Source organism: Pseudomonas sp. GL-RE-29, from assembly GCF_019947275.1.
GTDB classification, from domain to species: Bacteria; Pseudomonadota; Gammaproteobacteria; order Pseudomonadales; family Pseudomonadaceae; genus Aquipseudomonas; species Aquipseudomonas fluorescens_A.
Genome location: NZ_JAGYGD010000021.1, coordinates 39,674 through 54,549 on the forward strand (window position 1 = coordinate 39,674; position 14,876 = coordinate 54,549).

Annotated in this window: 14 protein-coding genes; 8 read left to right on the top strand and 6 right to left on the bottom strand. The window is 60.6% G+C overall.

Going from position 1 to position 14,876, the window contains the following annotated elements; all coding sequences use genetic code 11:
* Positions 1 to 293: 293 nt before the first annotated feature.
* The 3 genes from KGB21_RS18090 to KGB21_RS18100 all read right to left on the bottom strand — a co-directional run bounded on the left by KGB21_RS18090 (position 294) and on the right by KGB21_RS18100 (position 3,366).
* Complete coding sequence (locus KGB21_RS18090; protein WP_223506124.1) at positions 294 to 1,055, bottom strand: DUF2063 domain-containing protein; 762 nt, start codon at positions 1,053 to 1,055, stop codon at positions 294 to 296.
* On the bottom strand, positions 1,048 to 1,887 hold the full coding sequence (locus KGB21_RS18095) for a DUF692 domain-containing protein (protein ID WP_223506126.1): 840 nt from the start codon (positions 1,885 to 1,887) through the stop codon (positions 1,048 to 1,050). Before KGB21_RS18095 ends, KGB21_RS18090 begins: the two co-directional genes overlap by 8 nt.
* A 144-nt stretch (positions 1,888 to 2,031) precedes the next feature.
* Positions 2,032 to 3,366 (bottom strand): acetamidase/formamidase family protein, encoded by a 1,335-nt coding sequence (locus tag KGB21_RS18100; protein ID WP_223506128.1) that lies wholly within the window; start codon positions 3,364 to 3,366, stop codon positions 2,032 to 2,034.
* A gap of 445 nt (positions 3,367 to 3,811) precedes the next feature.
* On the opposite strand from KGB21_RS18100, the gene KGB21_RS18105 reads away from it, so the two are divergent.
* Both KGB21_RS18105 and KGB21_RS18110 read left to right on the top strand, forming a co-directional pair.
* Complete coding sequence (locus KGB21_RS18105) at positions 3,812 to 4,858, top strand: class I SAM-dependent methyltransferase (RefSeq protein ID WP_223506130.1); 1,047 nt, start codon at positions 3,812 to 3,814, stop codon at positions 4,856 to 4,858.
* 148 nt (positions 4,859 to 5,006) lie between these two features.
* Positions 5,007 to 5,849: an NAD-dependent protein deacetylase gene (locus KGB21_RS18110; protein ID WP_223506132.1), complete on the top strand. Its 843-nt coding sequence runs from the start codon at positions 5,007 to 5,009 to the stop codon at positions 5,847 to 5,849.
* 109 nt (positions 5,850 to 5,958) lie between these two features.
* Here the strand turns inward: KGB21_RS18110 and KGB21_RS18115 are convergent, their stop codons facing one another.
* Positions 5,959 to 6,864, bottom strand: a complete 906-nt coding sequence (locus tag KGB21_RS18115; RefSeq protein WP_223506134.1) for a LysR family transcriptional regulator — start codon at positions 6,862 to 6,864, stop codon at positions 5,959 to 5,961.
* A gap of 273 nt (positions 6,865 to 7,137) precedes the next feature.
* On the opposite strand from KGB21_RS18115, the gene KGB21_RS18120 reads away from it, so the two are divergent.
* The 3 genes from KGB21_RS18120 to KGB21_RS18130 are packed head-to-tail and all read left to right on the top strand — an operon-like array spanning position 7,138 to position 9,731.
* On the top strand, positions 7,138 to 7,836 hold the full coding sequence (locus tag KGB21_RS18120) for a CoA transferase subunit A (protein WP_034150336.1): 699 nt from the start codon (positions 7,138 to 7,140) through the stop codon (positions 7,834 to 7,836).
* A 36-nt stretch (positions 7,837 to 7,872) separates the two neighbouring features.
* Positions 7,873 to 8,538 (top strand): CoA transferase subunit B, encoded by a 666-nt coding sequence (locus tag KGB21_RS18125; RefSeq protein WP_034150337.1) that lies wholly within the window; start codon positions 7,873 to 7,875, stop codon positions 8,536 to 8,538.
* A gap of 11 nt (positions 8,539 to 8,549) precedes the next feature.
* Positions 8,550 to 9,731, top strand: a complete 1,182-nt coding sequence (locus tag KGB21_RS18130; protein WP_223506136.1) for an acetyl-CoA C-acetyltransferase — start codon at positions 8,550 to 8,552, stop codon at positions 9,729 to 9,731.
* A 273-nt stretch (positions 9,732 to 10,004) separates the two neighbouring features.
* Here the strand turns inward: KGB21_RS18130 and KGB21_RS18135 are convergent, their stop codons facing one another.
* Positions 10,005 to 11,324 carry an Nramp family divalent metal transporter gene (locus KGB21_RS18135; protein WP_223506138.1) on the bottom strand — a complete coding sequence of 440 codons (1,320 nt, stop codon included), beginning with the start codon at positions 11,322 to 11,324 and terminating at the stop codon, positions 10,005 to 10,007.
* A 290-nt stretch (positions 11,325 to 11,614) separates the two neighbouring features.
* Between KGB21_RS18135 and KGB21_RS18140 the strand changes: the two genes are divergently transcribed.
* From KGB21_RS18140 to KGB21_RS18150, 3 genes are all read left to right on the top strand, one after another.
* A complete protein-coding gene (locus tag KGB21_RS18140; RefSeq protein ID WP_223506140.1) occupies positions 11,615 to 12,406 on the top strand; it encodes a hypothetical protein in 792 nt (263 codons plus the stop codon).
* 84 nt (positions 12,407 to 12,490) lie between these two features.
* Positions 12,491 to 13,165, top strand: a complete 675-nt coding sequence (locus KGB21_RS18145; RefSeq protein ID WP_034150341.1) for a glutathione S-transferase family protein — start codon at positions 12,491 to 12,493, stop codon at positions 13,163 to 13,165.
* A 281-nt stretch (positions 13,166 to 13,446) separates the two neighbouring features.
* On the top strand, positions 13,447 to 14,019 hold the full coding sequence (locus tag KGB21_RS18150) for a hypothetical protein (protein WP_034150342.1): 573 nt from the start codon (positions 13,447 to 13,449) through the stop codon (positions 14,017 to 14,019).
* A gap of 2 nt (positions 14,020 to 14,021) precedes the next feature.
* On the opposite strand, the gene KGB21_RS18155 is transcribed toward KGB21_RS18150, so the two are convergent.
* Entirely contained in the window at positions 14,022 to 14,738 is a 717-nt protein-coding gene (locus KGB21_RS18155) for an alpha/beta hydrolase (protein ID WP_223506142.1), read from the bottom strand.
* Between the last annotated feature and the right edge of the window lie 138 nt (positions 14,739 to 14,876).

Consider the following 14,876-nt stretch of genomic DNA (forward strand, 5'->3'; position numbering starts at 1 on the left):
CCCCCCATTCAGGCCGGCGCCATTGTTGTAATCAACTTGTCTGCGCCTGGTGGTTATATCGGCCAGGCTTGAGGTTTATTGCGGGGATTTAGCAAATAATTTTCAAATAGTTAGGACTGGTTCACAGGCGAGACAATTGGGACGGATGTACCCATATTCCACCGACACCTCGCCTCTGTAGGAGCAAGCTTGCTCGCGATAGCGGTGTCTCAGATTGCATCGCTGGCGACTGGCAATCCCTCATCGCGAGCAAGCTTGCTCCTACAGGAGATTCGGGATGGTTCAAGGATGGGTCAGTCAGTGAAGTGACCCACCACACCTTGATCATGCAACTGCCGCAATAGCGCCAAACCGTTATCGAGAAACTCGGCTGAACCGGTCATCCCCGCCTCTTGGGCCAGTGGTTGCAAGTGCCTTCGACCGGTCAGCCCGGGAAATTCATCGATGCGCAGCAACAACCGAAACGCCAACGGGCTCAATCCGGAAAATTTCACACTGAAATCCAGGTCACGACGCACCAGCAACAACGTCGGCTGATCCGGGGCCACATCGGGCTGAAAATCCCGCCCCAGCAATTGCACCGGCCAGGCATAGGCCAACGGCCACGCCAATGGTGAAACCCGCAGCGGAAGATCCAGCAACGACGCGCCATCGCCAGGGGGCAACGGCTCGGCCTCGGACTGTTGCAGGGCCATTTCCACCCACTCGTAATGCGCCAGTTCAACCATGAACGGCGGCCACGATCCGTCGGCCAGCGCTGCAGGTTCAGAAGCGAGAAACTCGACAAACTCCTCGGCGATCTCGCCGAATTTTGGCGTGTGGGCGCGGTAGTCGCGCAGAAAGATGCGCACCAGTTCACGCCAGCGTTGATCACCCAGAATCTTCACCAACACCGGAAAGGTGCCGCTGATCAGCGATGACAGGTTGGCGAACACCAGGTCGCGGTAAACCTGTGCCCGCGCCGGGTCCATTTCCGGCGGTGGCGCGCAGTGGTCAGGGTCGCGCAGGTACAGGCCCATGCTGTTTTGTTGTTCATGCAGCGAGCGCTTAGCCACGGTTCACCTCCTTGGATTGCAAGCGGCGAATCGTCTGCAATTCGCCGACCAGTTCGGAGAACGCCGGGAAGTTGAAATCCCGCTCCAGCAGCGTCGGTTGCGCACCGAACCGGGCATAGGCTTCGGCCAGCAATGACCAGACCGCCGGTTTGACCGACGCGCCGTGGGTATCGATTTTCAAGGTGTCGGATTCATCGAAATGCCCGGCAATGTGCATGGCCACCACGCGGTTCGAATCGATGCCTGCGAGAAAGGTTTGCGGATCGAAACCGTGGTTGATCGAGTTGACATAGACGTTGTTGACGTCCAGCAACAGATCGCAATCAGCTTCGCGCAGCACGGCGTTGGTGAACGTCACCTCGTCCATGTCCTGCTGCGGCGCGGCATAGTAGGAGACGTTTTCCACCGCCAGGCGTCGACCGAGAATATCCTGGGCCTGCCGGATACGCGCGGCGACGTGATGCACCGCCTCTTCGGTAAAGGGCAACGGCAACAGGTCGTAGAGGTGACCGTCATCGCTGCAGTAACTCAGGTGCTCGCTGTACAGCGGCACGTTGTAGTGATCAAGGAACACACGCACTTCTTGCAGAAACCCGACGTCCAGCGGCGACGGCCCGCCCAGGGACAGGGACAAGCCGTGACAGGACAACGGATAGCGCTCGGCCAGGGCCCGCAGCGCCGCGCCATGGGCGCCGCCGATGCCGATCCAGTTCTCCGGCGCGACTTCTAGAAAGTCGAAGTGACCGGCGGGAGCCGCCAGGAGGTCCTTCATTAAACCGCGACGCAAGCCGAGCCCGGCGCTGGCCTTGGCGGATGTGATGGGGGTTTGCATGATGTCGGTCTCATGGGTTGTCAGTACGGAATCACAGTTAATCGAAACGGTGTATCGAGACTGTGTTGCGCACTGACAGAAAACGGCAGAGCGTGTATCGCCAGCGGGTCTGTACACATTCAAATACAAACCCGCCGGACAGGATTACGTCAGGTCGTATTTCTCGCGCACCAGATGGCCAATGCCTATGCGATCCAGCACGTCCATCGGGCACAGGAACGTCACGCGCACGGTGCCCGGCAGGCGACTGATGTCGATGGAACCGGTGATGGTGGCGCGGTTGAGCACTTCGTCGTACGGCAGGCCGGTGACGGAAGCGGCGCGTTTCAGGCCGTTTTCTACCGCCAGATTGAGATTTTCACCGCTGCCGATGAAGGTGATCGGCCCGCTCTGCTCGATCTCATGCTGGCCCCAACGTGCGCCCAGTTCGCGGACCTTGGCCCGTTGCTCGGCATTCATTGGTCGCGCCATCGGTGGCAAGTCATCAAGGTTTTGCAGGAGGATCGGGCCGTCCAGCGTGAGGTTTTTCACCACCTCGACCACCACTTCGGTTTCCCCGGAGCAATCGGTCGCGTGCCCGGCGATTTCACCGTTGCCTTGCTGGGCGTGCATGTCGCCCATGTACACCCCGGCCCCCGGCACTTTCACCGGGCAGATCAACACGCAACCTTCGCGGATCGAGTTGGTGTCCATGTGGCCATCGGTCTTCGCCGCGTGCAGCTCTTCGCGGCTCATGCCGAAACGGTGCGGGGCGTTGATCAGGTACTGGCCGAAGTCGGCGCAGTTGTGCGAGTCCGGTATATCGCGGGATGGCATGGTGCCGATGTTGCCGAGGAACGGCCGCATGTGCGCGGCGACGCCCGGAATGTCGGCGCGGGCCAGGGACAGGATCGAATGCTGCGCGGCGAACTCCGGTAGTGCCGACATTTGCGAGGCGTTGCCGGCCAGTTGATTGGCGATGTCCTGATTGACCGTCAGGCTGACCTGATTCTGCGCGTCGAACACAATCACGTAGCCATGGCTGAAGCGAAACGCGCTGACTTCGGCGCCACAGTTGTTACAGCGAATCGAATCTTCGCCGATGCCTTCGACGTGGCTGGCCGGATGCTCAGTGCCGCACTTGGAACAGAATTTCGAAACAAACGGATCACCGTTGTAGCGCCCTTCAACAAACTTCATCACGCCGGAGGATGTGGCCAGCGAGGTCACCCGCATGCTTTTGATCTTGATCGCCACCGCATCGCCGATTTGTGCGCCGGCGACGGCCACCGGTTGCGTCACTTCATGGCCACCTTCGAAGGCTGGCGTGATCATCGGCCCCCAGCAACCCGGCGGTGTCCCGGTGATCAGGGTGCCGCCGTCAGCCAGTGGTCCAAGCATCGGCTGGCTCGGGCCGATGATGCCGTTGGTGTAGTGATCGACCCGCAGGCGATTGACCGGCGTGGTGTTGAGATTGGGTTGAGGCACAAGCGTTGTCATTGTTATCCCCTACGGTGTCTGGAGCGATTGGTCTTCACAGTTCAGCGCAGGTTTGTATCTGGTCTGTGTTCGGGGGTGGCCGTGAATTGAGGGGGACTGTATCGAGAGGCGGGTTAGATACAGTGGGATACATGCGCAGGTCCTGCTTACCAAAAACCTGTGGGAGCTGGCTTGCCAGCGATAGCGGTATGTCAGACAACAAATGTGCTGGATCTGCCGGCCTCATCGCGGGCAAGCCCGCTCCCACAGGGTTCCGTGTCGAACCCGGAAAATCCAGTCACAGGGCACCTTCGTCGCCTGGAAACGCGGCATTCGGCCAGCGAACTAAACTTAATCCACACAGGACATCCCTATGTCCTGCCCATTCCCACGACCACCGCCCAGCGGCGTATGCCCAGGCAAACAAAGCCTCTGGACCGTGATCCTTTCTGAAGGAGCACACGTGATGGACGAGGCCAGACTCAACGATTTCATGGGCAAACTGGTGAATGACATGGGCGGCGCGGCGATGCTCGCCAACGTCATCCTCGGCGAAGAGCTCGGGCTGTACCGGGCCATGGCCGACAGTCAACCCGTCAGCCCCGAAACGCTCGCCGACAAAACCGGCTGCAACCCCCGCCTGGTGCGCGAATGGCTCAGCGCCCACGCCGCTTCCGGCTACATGGAACACACCGACGGCCAATTCCGCCTGCCCGAAGAACAAGCCCTGGCCCTGGCCATCGAAGATTCTCCGGTCTACATCGCCGGGGGCGTCGGGGTGGTCGCGTCGTTTTTCCACGACAAAGACAAACTGGTCAAAGCCATGCGCGGCGACGGCGCCCTGCCATGGGGCGATCACCATCCGTGCATGTTCAGCGGCACAGAGCGTTTCTTCCGGCCCGGCTACAAGGCGCACTTGATCGCCGAATGGCTGCCGGCCCTCGACGGCGTGGTGGCGAAACTGGAGGCCGGGGCCAAAGTGGCGGACATTGGCTGCGGGCACGGTGCTTCGACGGTGATCATGGCCCAGGCGTTTCCGGACTCGCGCTTCGTCGGCTTCGACTACCACGCCCCGTCCGTCACCGTCGCCACCCAACGCGCCGAAGAAGGCGGCGTGGGCAGCCGCGCCCGGTTCTTTCAGGGCACGGCCAAAAGTTATCCCGGCAACGACTATGACCTGGTCTGCTACTTCGACTGCCTGCACGACATGGGCGATCCGGTGGGCGCAGCCAAACATGCCTATGAGTCGTTGAAACCGGACGGCACGGTGCTGCTGGTGGAACCGTTCGCCAATGACTCCCTCGACGACAACATCACCCCGGTGGGACGGCTGTTCTACGCAGCTTCAACGTTCATCTGCACGCCCAATTCGCTGTCCCAGGAGGTCGGCCTCGGTCTCGGCGCCCAGGCGGGCGAGGCGCGGTTGCGTAAAGTGTTTACCGAGGCGGGTTTCTCGAGTTTCCGCCGGGCCACGGAAACGCCGTTCAACCTGATACTCGAAGCACGCAAATAATCACCTGTAGGAGCTGCCGAAGGCTGCGATCTTTTGATTTTGATTTTAAAAAACAAGATCAAAAGATCGCAGCCTTCGGCAGCTCCTACAGGGGGCGTGCGTAACAGTGCTACGCTGCTTGCACCCGAGATTCTGCGGAGTGTTGAACATGCTCGACAGCCTTATCCACGATCAGCTCGACCGGCTTCAAAAACTCATGGCCGACGAGCCGTTCGTGGTCCTGACCGGTGCCGGGATCAGCACCCCGTCGGGCATTCCGGACTATCGCGACAATCAGGGCGTACGGCGTGGCCGGCAGCCGATGATGTACCAGGAATTTCTCTCCGCTCCCGAGTCCCGGCGGCGCTATTGGGCGCGGGCCATGCTCGGTTGGCCGCGGGTGCGCCAGGCGCAGCCGAATGTGGCCCACGACACCCTCGCCCGTTTGCAAAGCACCCGGCAGATCAGCGGCTTGATCACCCAGAACGTCGACACCTTGCACGACCAGGCCGGCAGCCATGACGTGATCGAACTGCACGGCAGCCTGCATCGGGTGCTGTGCCTGGATTGCGGCCGGCGCAGCGAGCGCGATTCGATCCAGCGACTGATGGAAACCCAGAATCCATATCTGGCAGGCGTAGACGCGGTGCAAGCTCCGGACGGCGACACCCTGCTCGACCCAGCCTTCGAAGCGCGCTTCCAGGTGCCGCACTGCCCGCACTGCGCTGGCGAGCGGATGAAGCCGGACGTGGTGTTCTTTGGCGAGAACGTCGCCCAGGAAACCGCCGCCAAGGCGATGGCGGCGGTAGAAAAGGCGGCGGGATTGCTGGTGGTGGGCTCGTCGCTGATGGCGTACTCGGCGTTTCGCCTGTGCCGGGCGGTGGTGGATCAGGGCAAGCCGTTGCTGGCGATCAACTTGGGCAAGACGCGGGCAGACGACATTCTGGATATGAAGATCGAGATGTCCTGCGAACAGCTTTTGCCCCTGTTGGCCCAACGCCTAAACACCTGACAAAACCCAATCCCTGTAGGAGCTGCCGAAGGCTGCGATCTTTTGATCTTGTTTTTTATAAGCAAAGTCAAAAGATCGCAGCCTGCGGCAGCTCCTACAAAGGTCGCGTTCAGTCTCGAGGTGAGACTCGCTGACCGAGGTTCTCCTCCTTGAGTACATCAAACAACGCCTGCGCCGCCGCCGACAGCTCTCCGCCCGGCAACGTCAACACACCAATCGCCCGTTCCACCACCGGGTCGCGCAAGGTAATGCAGCGTGCGCCCAATTCACGCATCTGCCCGGCGCACAACGCGGGAACGGCGCTAACCCCCAGTCCGCTGGCGACCATCCGCCCGACCGTCGCCAGTTGGTGGCTTTCAAATTCCACCGGCAATTTCATGCCCCGGGCCTGCAAGTGTTCTTCCAGCATGACCCGCAGTGTCGACGGTCGCTGCAAGGTGATGAACGGTTCTTTGAGCAGCGTCTGCCAGTCGATGTCATCCAGCACGGCCAGCGGCGAGTCATGGGGCACCACCGCGACAAAGCGGTCGATGTACAACGGTGTGAATTGCAGCGACGAACTCTGGGTCGGTTCAAACGCCACCCCCAGCTCCACCTGGCGGTCACGGACCATTTCCAGCACTTGCTCGTTGATCACGTCGTTGACCGTGACGTTGACTTTCGGATACCGGGCGCGGAACGTCTTGAGGATCGGCGGCAGCAGATTGCCGGCAAACGACGGCATGGCCGCCAGGGTCACGCGACCGCGCTGGAGGGTGAAGCGCTGTCGCAGTTCATCCTCGGCGTTGTCCCAGTCGGCGATCAGTCGGCGCGCCAGTGGCACCAGGGATTCGCCCTCAGCCGTCAGCGCTACATTGCGTGTGTTGCGGGTAAACAGCCGCCCACCCAGTCCTTCCTCCAGCGCCTTGATGGTCAGGCTCAAGGCCGATTGCGACAGGTGCAGGCGCTCGCAGGCCACGGCAAAGCTCAGGCTCTGGGCCACGGCCAGGAAGGCGCGGATCTGCTTGACGGTCATGCGAGGTCTCTCCAAGGCAACTACATTTCTTCAACTTCAACGCGCATTCTCTGTAGGAGCTGCCGCAGGCTGCGATCTTTTGACTTTGATCGTCAGCAATTTCAGCTTCGCCAAAAAACAAAGATCAAAAGATCGCAGCCTTCGGCAGCTCCTACACTGTTGAGTTTTATCTATTAATCAACCTTAAAAATCAACTTAACAAATCAATACGACGGCGCGACACTCAACCCCATTCGGCTAGCCAGCCGCCCACAAAGAATAAAAGAGGTGCATATGGCAGGTTTCGACAAGCGCGTGAGTTCCTATGAGGAAGCTCTGGCAGGTCTTGAAGACGGCATGACCGTGATCGCTGGCGGCTTCGGCCTGTGCGGCATCCCGGAAAACCTGATCAACGAGATCAAGCGCAAGGGCACACGCGACCTCACCGTGGTTTCCAACAACTGCGGCGTCGACGGTTTCGGCCTCGGCGTCCTGCTGACGGACCGTCAGATCAGCAAAGTGGTCGCCTCCTACGTCGGCGAAAACAAGCTGTTCGAAGAGCAACTGCTCAAGGGCGAAATCGAAGTCACCCTGACCCCGCAAGGCACCCTCGCCGAAAAAATGCGCGCAGGCGGCGCCGGCATTCCGGCGTTTTTCACCGCCACCGGCGTGGGCACTCCGGTTGCCGACGGCAAGGAAGTGCGTGAATTCCATGGCCGCAAATACCTGATGGAAGAATCCATCACCGGCGACTTCGCTATCGTCAAAGGCTGGAAAGCCGACCATTTCGGTAACGTGATCTATCGCCACACCGCCCAGAACTTCAACCCGCTGGCCGCCACCGCCGGCAAGATCACCGTGGTCGAAGTCGAAGAAATCGTCGAACCGGGCGAGCTGGACCCGGCGCAGATCCACACCCCTGGCATCTACGTCGACCGGATCATCTGCGGCACGTTCGAGAAGCGCATCGAACAGCGCACCGTGCGTAAGTGATCCCCTGCCCCCGGACCGAATGAAGGAATAACAACAATGGCACTTTCCCGCGAACAAATGGCTCAACGCGTCGCCCGCGAAATGCAGGACGGCTTCTACGTGAACCTGGGCATCGGTATTCCGACCCTGGTCGCCAACTACATTCCCGAAGGCATGGAAGTCATGCTGCAGTCGGAAAACGGCTTGCTCGGCATGGGTCCGTTTCCTACTGAAGAAACCATCGATGCCGACATGATCAACGCCGGCAAGCAAACCGTGACCGCACGCACCGGCGCGTCGATCTTTTCCTCGGCCGAGTCCTTCGCGATGATCCGCGGTGGCCATGTCGACCTGACCGTGCTGGGCGCCTTTGAAGTCGACGTGCAAGGCAACATCGCCTCGTGGATGATCCCGGGCAAACTGGTCAAGGGCATGGGCGGCGCCATGGACCTGGTGGCCGGCGCTGACAACATCATCGTGATCATGACCCATGCGTCCAAGGACGGTGAGTCCAAGCTGCTGTCCCAATGCAGCCTGCCGCTGACCGGCGCCGGCTGCATCAAGCGCGTGCTGACCGACCTGGCTTACCTGGAAATCGAAAATGGCGCATTTGTCCTCAAGGAACGCGCTCCAGGCGTCAGCGTCGAGGAAATCGTCGCCAAAACCGCTGGTAAACTGATCGTGCCGGACCACGTTCCGGAAATGCAGTTTGCTGACCAGTGAGGAATCATTCCATGCAAGAAGTCGTCATTGTTGCCGCCACACGTACCGCCATCGGCAGTTTCCAGGGTTCCCTGGCGAACATCTCCGCCGTTGACCTGGGCGCGGCGGTGATCCGTCAGTTGCTGGCGCAAACCGGCCTGGACCCTGCTGAAGTCGATGAAGTGATCATGGGCCAGGTATTGACCGCCGGCGCCGGGCAAAACCCTGCGCGCCAGGCGTCGATCAAGGCTGGCCTGCCGTTCGCCGTGCCGGCCATGACCCTGAACAAGGTCTGTGGCTCGGGCCTCAAGGCTCTGCATCTGGGTGCCCAGGCGATCCGTTGCGGCGATGCCGACGTGATCATTGCCGGTGGCCAGGAAAACATGAGCCTGTCCAACTACGTCATGCCAGGCGCGCGCACCGGCCTGCGCATGGGTAACGCGCAAATCGTCGACACCATGATCAGCGACGGCCTGTGGGATGCGTTCAACGATTACCACATGGGCATCACCGCCGAAAACCTGGTCGAGAAGTACAACCTGACCCGTGAGCAACAGGACGCGTTCGCCGCCGCCTCGCAGCAGAAAGCCGTGGCTGCCATCGAAGGTGGACGCTTTGTTGATGAGATCACGCCGATCCTGATCCCGCAGCGCAAGGGCGATCCGCTGTCCTTCGCCACCGATGAGCAACCACGGGCCGGCACCACCGCCGAATCCCTGGGCAAGCTCAAACCGGCCTTCAAGAAGGACGGTTCGGTGACGGCCGGTAACGCTTCATCATTGAACGACGGCGCCGCCGCCGTGATCCTGATGAGCGCCGAAAAAGCCAAGGCCCTAGGCCTGCCGGTACTGGCAAAAATCGCCGCTTACGCCAACGCTGGCGTGGACCCGGCGATCATGGGCATCGGCCCGGTATCGGCCACCCGCCGCTGCCTGGACAAGGCCGGTTGGTCCATCGATCAACTGGACCTGATTGAAGCCAACGAAGCCTTCGCCGCACAATCGCTGGCCGTGGCCAAGGACCTGGAGTGGGACTTGAACAAGGTCAACGTCAACGGCGGCGCCATCGCCCTCGGCCACCCGATCGGTGCCTCGGGTTGCCGCGTACTGGTGACCCTGCTGCATGAAATGATCAAGCGTGACGCCAAGAAAGGCCTCGCCACCCTGTGCATCGGTGGTGGTCAAGGCGTGGCACTGGCGCTCGAACGAGCTTAAAGCGTTCAACAGGCTGCGCGGGGACCCACGAAGAACCGCTGCAGTCTGGAAAAACACCCGGTGCGATTCACGTCGCACCGGGTTTTCGCATTTCTGAACCTGTAAACCCGCTCCCCCTGTAGGAGTTGCCGCAGGCTGCGATCTGTTGACCTTGATTTTTAGCGATTTGAATAGCGCCGAACATCAAGATCAAAAGATCGCAGCCTTCGGCAGCTCCTACAGAGGAACGCGTATTCCTGTAGGAGCTGCCGAAGGCTGCGATCTTTCAAGCGTTCAGCCCAAAAACTGCAAAATCAACCAGCTGTTGGCCCCGCTGATCACCACAAACAACCCCCAAGCCAACACCCGTGTCGGGAGCCGATTCACCAACGGCCCCATCAGCTTCTGATCGTTGGTCATGCGAATCAGCGGATACAACGCAAACGGCAGCTGCAAACTCAACACCACCTGACTCAACACCAGCAGCTTGCCAATCGCATCGTCGCCCATCAGCCACACGCCGATGAACGCCGGGATCAGTGCCAGCCCGCGGGTAATCAAACGCCGTTGCCAGCACGGCAGGCGCAAGTTGAGGAAGCCCTCCATGATCACCTGACCCGCGATGGTGCCGGTGAACGTCGAACTCTGCCCCGACGCGAGCAGCGCGACGCCAAACAGCACACTGGCGAGCGCCCCGCCCACCAGTGGATCGAGCAGGTGATAGGCGTCCTGGATGTCGACCACGTCGGTGTGTCCGCTCTGATGAAACGCCGCGGCGGCGAGGATCAGAATCGCCGCGTTGACCAGCAGCGCGAGGGCCAGGGAGCCGATGGTGTCGATACGCGCGAGTTTGACAGCGTCCTGCTTGCTGGCCAGGTCTTTGCCGATCAGCCGGGTCTGCACGATCGAGGTGTGCAGGTACAAGTTATGCGGCATCACCGTGGCGCCGAGAATGCCAATGGCCAGGTACAACGGCGCGGCATCGGCGAGCGCAGACAGTGACGGTTTGAAGCCTTGGGCAACGTCCGGCCAGTACGGTTTGATCAATAGCAGTTCGACGAAGAAACACACGCCAATGGTGCCTACCAGCACCAGCATGATCGCTTCCAGTCGGCGGAAGCCCCGGTTCTGCAGGGCCAGCACCAACAATGTGTCGAACGCCGTGAGGGCGATGCCGAAGGTCAGTGAACAACCCAGCAGTAAATGGAACGCCAGGGCACAGCCGAGGACTTCGGCGAGGTCGGTGGCGATGATCGAGATTTCCGCCAGCACCCACTGCGTGCGCGCGGTCCGCGTGCTGTAGCGCTCGCGGCATAACTGCGCCAGATCACGCCCGGTGGCGATGCCCAGGCGCGAACACAAACACTGCACCACCATGCCCGCCAGACTGGCCAGCAGCACCACGAACAACAGGCTGTAGCCAAACCGCGAGCCCGCTTCGATAGCGGTCGCCCAGTTGCCCGGGTCCATGTAGCCGATGGACACCAGCAGGCCAGGACCGGCAAAGCGCAGGACACGCTTTAAAAAAGATGCGCCGGGATCGACGGCAACACTGCCCGCCACTTCGGGTGGACAAAACGGCGCGGTGCCGACTTTGGGCAAACTGAATTTCACTCGATGGTCCATCAACAGGTGGGAAGCGCCCAGCTTAGACGTTCCGCTGCCCACACAAAACCTCTACGGGTTACGTCCGTTCCGTTTAAATGAAGTTCCCCGTAGGAGCTGCCGCAGGCTGCGATCTTTTGATCTAGTTTTTGAGCGAAGCTGAGACCGCTGAAGATCAAGATCAAAAGATCGCAGCCTTCGGCAGCTCCTACAGGGATTGTGGTTTGTATACAAATTTTCGGTATCTATAGAGCAATCGGTGCTAACGTTGCCGCCAGAAACGGACTGGAGATGTGCGCGTGCTGATGCTCAAACTGCTGGTGATTCCAGGATTTTTGCTGCTGATTTCCTTGGCCGGTAAGCGTTGGGGGCCGAGCGTGGCCGGTTGGTTGTCGGGGTTGCCCGTGGTGGTCGGGCCGATTCTGTTCTTCCTCGCCATCGAACAAGGAGAACTGTTCGCGGCTCAATCGGCCATGGCCGCGCTGTCGGCGATGTTCGCCATGATTGCCTTTTGCGTGACCTACGCGCAGGTTGCCCAACGAGCCGGATGGCCACTGGCGCTGACGGTTTCGCTGTCGGTGTGGTCCGTGGCTGCGGTGGTGCTGTCACTGGTCCCGCCGTCACTGTTGTTCTCGGTGATCGCCGCCGCGACTGCGCTGCTGGCCGCGCCCTATCTGTTCCCGTCGGTGCAGCCGATCGTTTCCGGCCCGGCGCCCAGGTCGGACAAGTTGCTGCTGCGCATGATCGCCGGTGCCCTGCTGACCCTCGCGGTCACCTTGCTCGCCAGCACCGTCGGTGATCGCTGGAGCGGCCTGCTCGCAGTGTTCCCGGTGCTCGGCAGCGTGATGGCGGTGTTTTCCCAGCAAACCCGAGGCCCGGCGTTTACCGCCGCGCTGCTGCGGGCGACGGCCACTGGCATGTACTCGTTCTCGGCGTTTTGCCTGGTCCTGACGCTGGCGTTGCCAAGCCTGGGGATGAACGCGTTTGCCCTCGGTGTTGCCGTGTCCGTGGCGATGCTGGGCGTGACCAAACGCTTGCTGGCGCGGCCGGTAAAAACTCCCGCAAAACCTTCGATGATTTCGCACGAGTAGAGCAACAAACTCGTGCGTCATTCGAACAGGTTTCGCCCACCATCAGCCTCAGTTCACAACCAACCAATGACTGAGGCCTACACCATGAAATTCTTTTTCCACCCTTCGCCCAACCCGATGAAAGTCGCCCTGCTGCTCGAAGAGCTGCAAACCCCTTATGAACTGATCGGCGTCGACACCTTCAAGGGCGAGCAACACCAGCCAGCCTTTTTGGCCATCAACCCGAACGCCAAGGTCCCGGCCCTGGTTGATGGCGACGCCACGGTCTTCGACTCCCAGGCGATCCTGCTGCACCTGGCGCAAAAACATCAGCGCTTCTTGCCGACTTCCGCTGCCGGCAATGCCGAGCTTCTTTCGTGGTTGATGTTCATCGCCACCGGCCTGTCGCCGTTCTCCGGCCAGGCCGTGCACTTCCTGCACCACGCCCCGGAAGACCTGCCTTACGCGAAAAACCGTTACCTCAAGGAAGTCGAACGCCACTATCGCGTGCTAGATCAACGCCTGGCCGCTCATCAATTCCTGGCCGGCGACAGCTACAGCATCGCCGACATGGCACTCTGGGGGTGGGCCAATTACGCGCCGTACATCCTCGGTGAAAGCGGCCTGGCGGCCTACCCGAACGTCAAGCGCCTGTTCGACGAAATCAGCGCACGCCCGGCGGCTCAGCGTGCGCTTGGTTTGAAGGAAAAACTGGTATTGAAGGCCGAGTTCGACGAAGAAACCCGCCGCAATCTGTTCCCGCAAAATCAGGCGCAGTAATTCGGCTCCCGACTTTGAAGGTGAGTCCGACGTTTCGGCTCAGACTCTGTGGCGAGGGAGCTTGCTCCCGCTGGGCTGCGAAGCGGCCTCCGGCATTCTTTCGCATATACCGCCCCGGCAGTATTTGCGACGGCTACGCCGCCGAGCGGGAGCAAGCTCCCTCGCCACAGGTACTGCATTCGCCAGAGAAGAGAGACCGTCCGTTAGCCCGCGCTGGAACCCGCCACAACCTCCATGGGATGATCGCGCCCCCACCGCGCGACCATCCCTGGAGATTCCGAATGTCACTGTTGAGTAAAAAAGCCGTTGTCCTGTTGCTGGCAGCGGTTGCCAGCCTGGGGGCTTTGAATGCGCAGGCTGCCAAGGCTACGGCCAAGGAAACGGCGCAAACTCAGAAAGTCTCGCTGCTTGGCGGCAAGTTCACTTTCACCCTGCCCAAAGGCTTCATCGCCAACCCGCTGCCGGCCAGTCCTACCGGCGCGAGCGGCACGCTGTACAGCAACGAGACCACCAAAACCGTAGTCATCGCGGCCGAAAACAACCTGCCGGAAGGCACTCAGGTCAAGGACAACGACGGTGAGTTCCTCGACGGCACAGCCGCCGATTTCGACGCGTCACAACACAAGGCGCTGCCGGATTACAACAAACTCAGCGAAAAAAGCCTGACCCTGAAAAGCACCGGGCTGGGCGTGCGTCAGGTCGACAGCACCGCTACCCAGGGCGGCGGCGTGACCTTAAACACCACGCTGATGGCAGCGTCCGGAAACCGCATGACGGTGATTCAGGTCATCTCCCGACCCGGCGACATGGCGGCCCACGAAACGCTGATCAAGCAGATCGTCAGCGGCAAATAGCCTTAAGGGTTGAGGCGCTGCAGCCAGGCACTCAAGTCCTGCATCTCCTCGGCACTGATGCTGTGCCCGAGACCTTGATAGGTGTGAAACTCGGGCTCGAGTGAAATGCTCTGCAACAGGCTGTTGGCGTCGGTGCCATCGCTGTACGGAAGTCGCTGATCAGTAGTGCCATGACCGATGAAAATCGCCAGCGACTGGCGTTTTTCATCCGGTTTCAGCTCGGACTTGAGCACCGGCAGAATCCGCCCGCTCAACGCGGCGATCCCGCCCACCGCTTCGGGATGCCGCAGGGCGACCTCGTAGGACATGATCGCCCCCTGGCTGAACCCCACCAGAAACACCTTGCCCGGGTCGGTGTGATATTTCTTCGTTGCCTGATTGATGAAATCCAGCAGCACTTGGCCGCTGGCTTTCAGATCATCGGTCTCACCGTCGTAGGCACCATCGCCCTTCTTGCGAAACCACTGGTAACTGCCCTCTTGCATCACCATCGGCGCGCGCACCGACAGGTAGTTGTACTGCGCAGGTAACTCATCCTTGATGCCGAACAGATCCTGCTCGTTACTGCCGTAACCGTGCAGAAAAATCACCAGTGGCTGATCGTGGGAATCGGAGTTGGCCTGCTCCAGGTATTTGAGCGGCAGGTCGGTTTGCAGCGGGGTTTGAGCGTGGACGGCGGCGGATGCCAGCAGCGTGAGCAGAGCGAGAAACTTCAACATAGGCCTTCCTTCACAGTGCGCAGGATTCGGTTCAGAGCCTAACATCTCTTCCCGGCTACGCACTCCCCTCTGTAGGAGCTGGCTTGCCAGCGATAGCGATCTCGAGGCCCCCATCGCTGGCAAGCCAGCTCCTACAGA

What these genes read in the sequence shown, in the direction of transcription:
- KGB21_RS18095 (WP_223506126.1), bottom strand. Translation starts at nt 1,887, where the DNA reads ATGCAAACCCCCATCACATCCGCCAAGGCCAGCGCCGGGCTCGGCTTG.
- KGB21_RS18100 (WP_223506128.1), bottom strand. Translation starts at nt 3,366, where the DNA reads ATGACAACGCTTGTGCCTCAACCCAATCTCAACACCACGCCGGTCAAT.
- KGB21_RS18105 (WP_223506130.1), top strand. Translation starts at nt 3,812, where the DNA reads ATGGACGAGGCCAGACTCAACGATTTCATGGGCAAACTGGTGAATGAC.
- KGB21_RS18110 (WP_223506132.1), top strand. Translation starts at nt 5,007, where the DNA reads ATGCTCGACAGCCTTATCCACGATCAGCTCGACCGGCTTCAAAAACTC.
- KGB21_RS18115 (WP_223506134.1), bottom strand. Translation starts at nt 6,864, where the DNA reads ATGACCGTCAAGCAGATCCGCGCCTTCCTGGCCGTGGCCCAGAGCCTG.
- KGB21_RS18120 (WP_034150336.1), top strand. Translation starts at nt 7,138, where the DNA reads ATGGCAGGTTTCGACAAGCGCGTGAGTTCCTATGAGGAAGCTCTGGCA.
- KGB21_RS18125 (WP_034150337.1), top strand. Translation starts at nt 7,873, where the DNA reads ATGGCACTTTCCCGCGAACAAATGGCTCAACGCGTCGCCCGCGAAATG.
- KGB21_RS18130 (WP_223506136.1), top strand. Translation starts at nt 8,550, where the DNA reads ATGCAAGAAGTCGTCATTGTTGCCGCCACACGTACCGCCATCGGCAGT.
- KGB21_RS18145 (WP_034150341.1), top strand. Translation starts at nt 12,491, where the DNA reads ATGAAATTCTTTTTCCACCCTTCGCCCAACCCGATGAAAGTCGCCCTG.
- KGB21_RS18150 (WP_034150342.1), top strand. Translation starts at nt 13,447, where the DNA reads ATGTCACTGTTGAGTAAAAAAGCCGTTGTCCTGTTGCTGGCAGCGGTT.
- KGB21_RS18155 (WP_223506142.1), bottom strand. Translation starts at nt 14,738, where the DNA reads ATGTTGAAGTTTCTCGCTCTGCTCACGCTGCTGGCATCCGCCGCCGTC.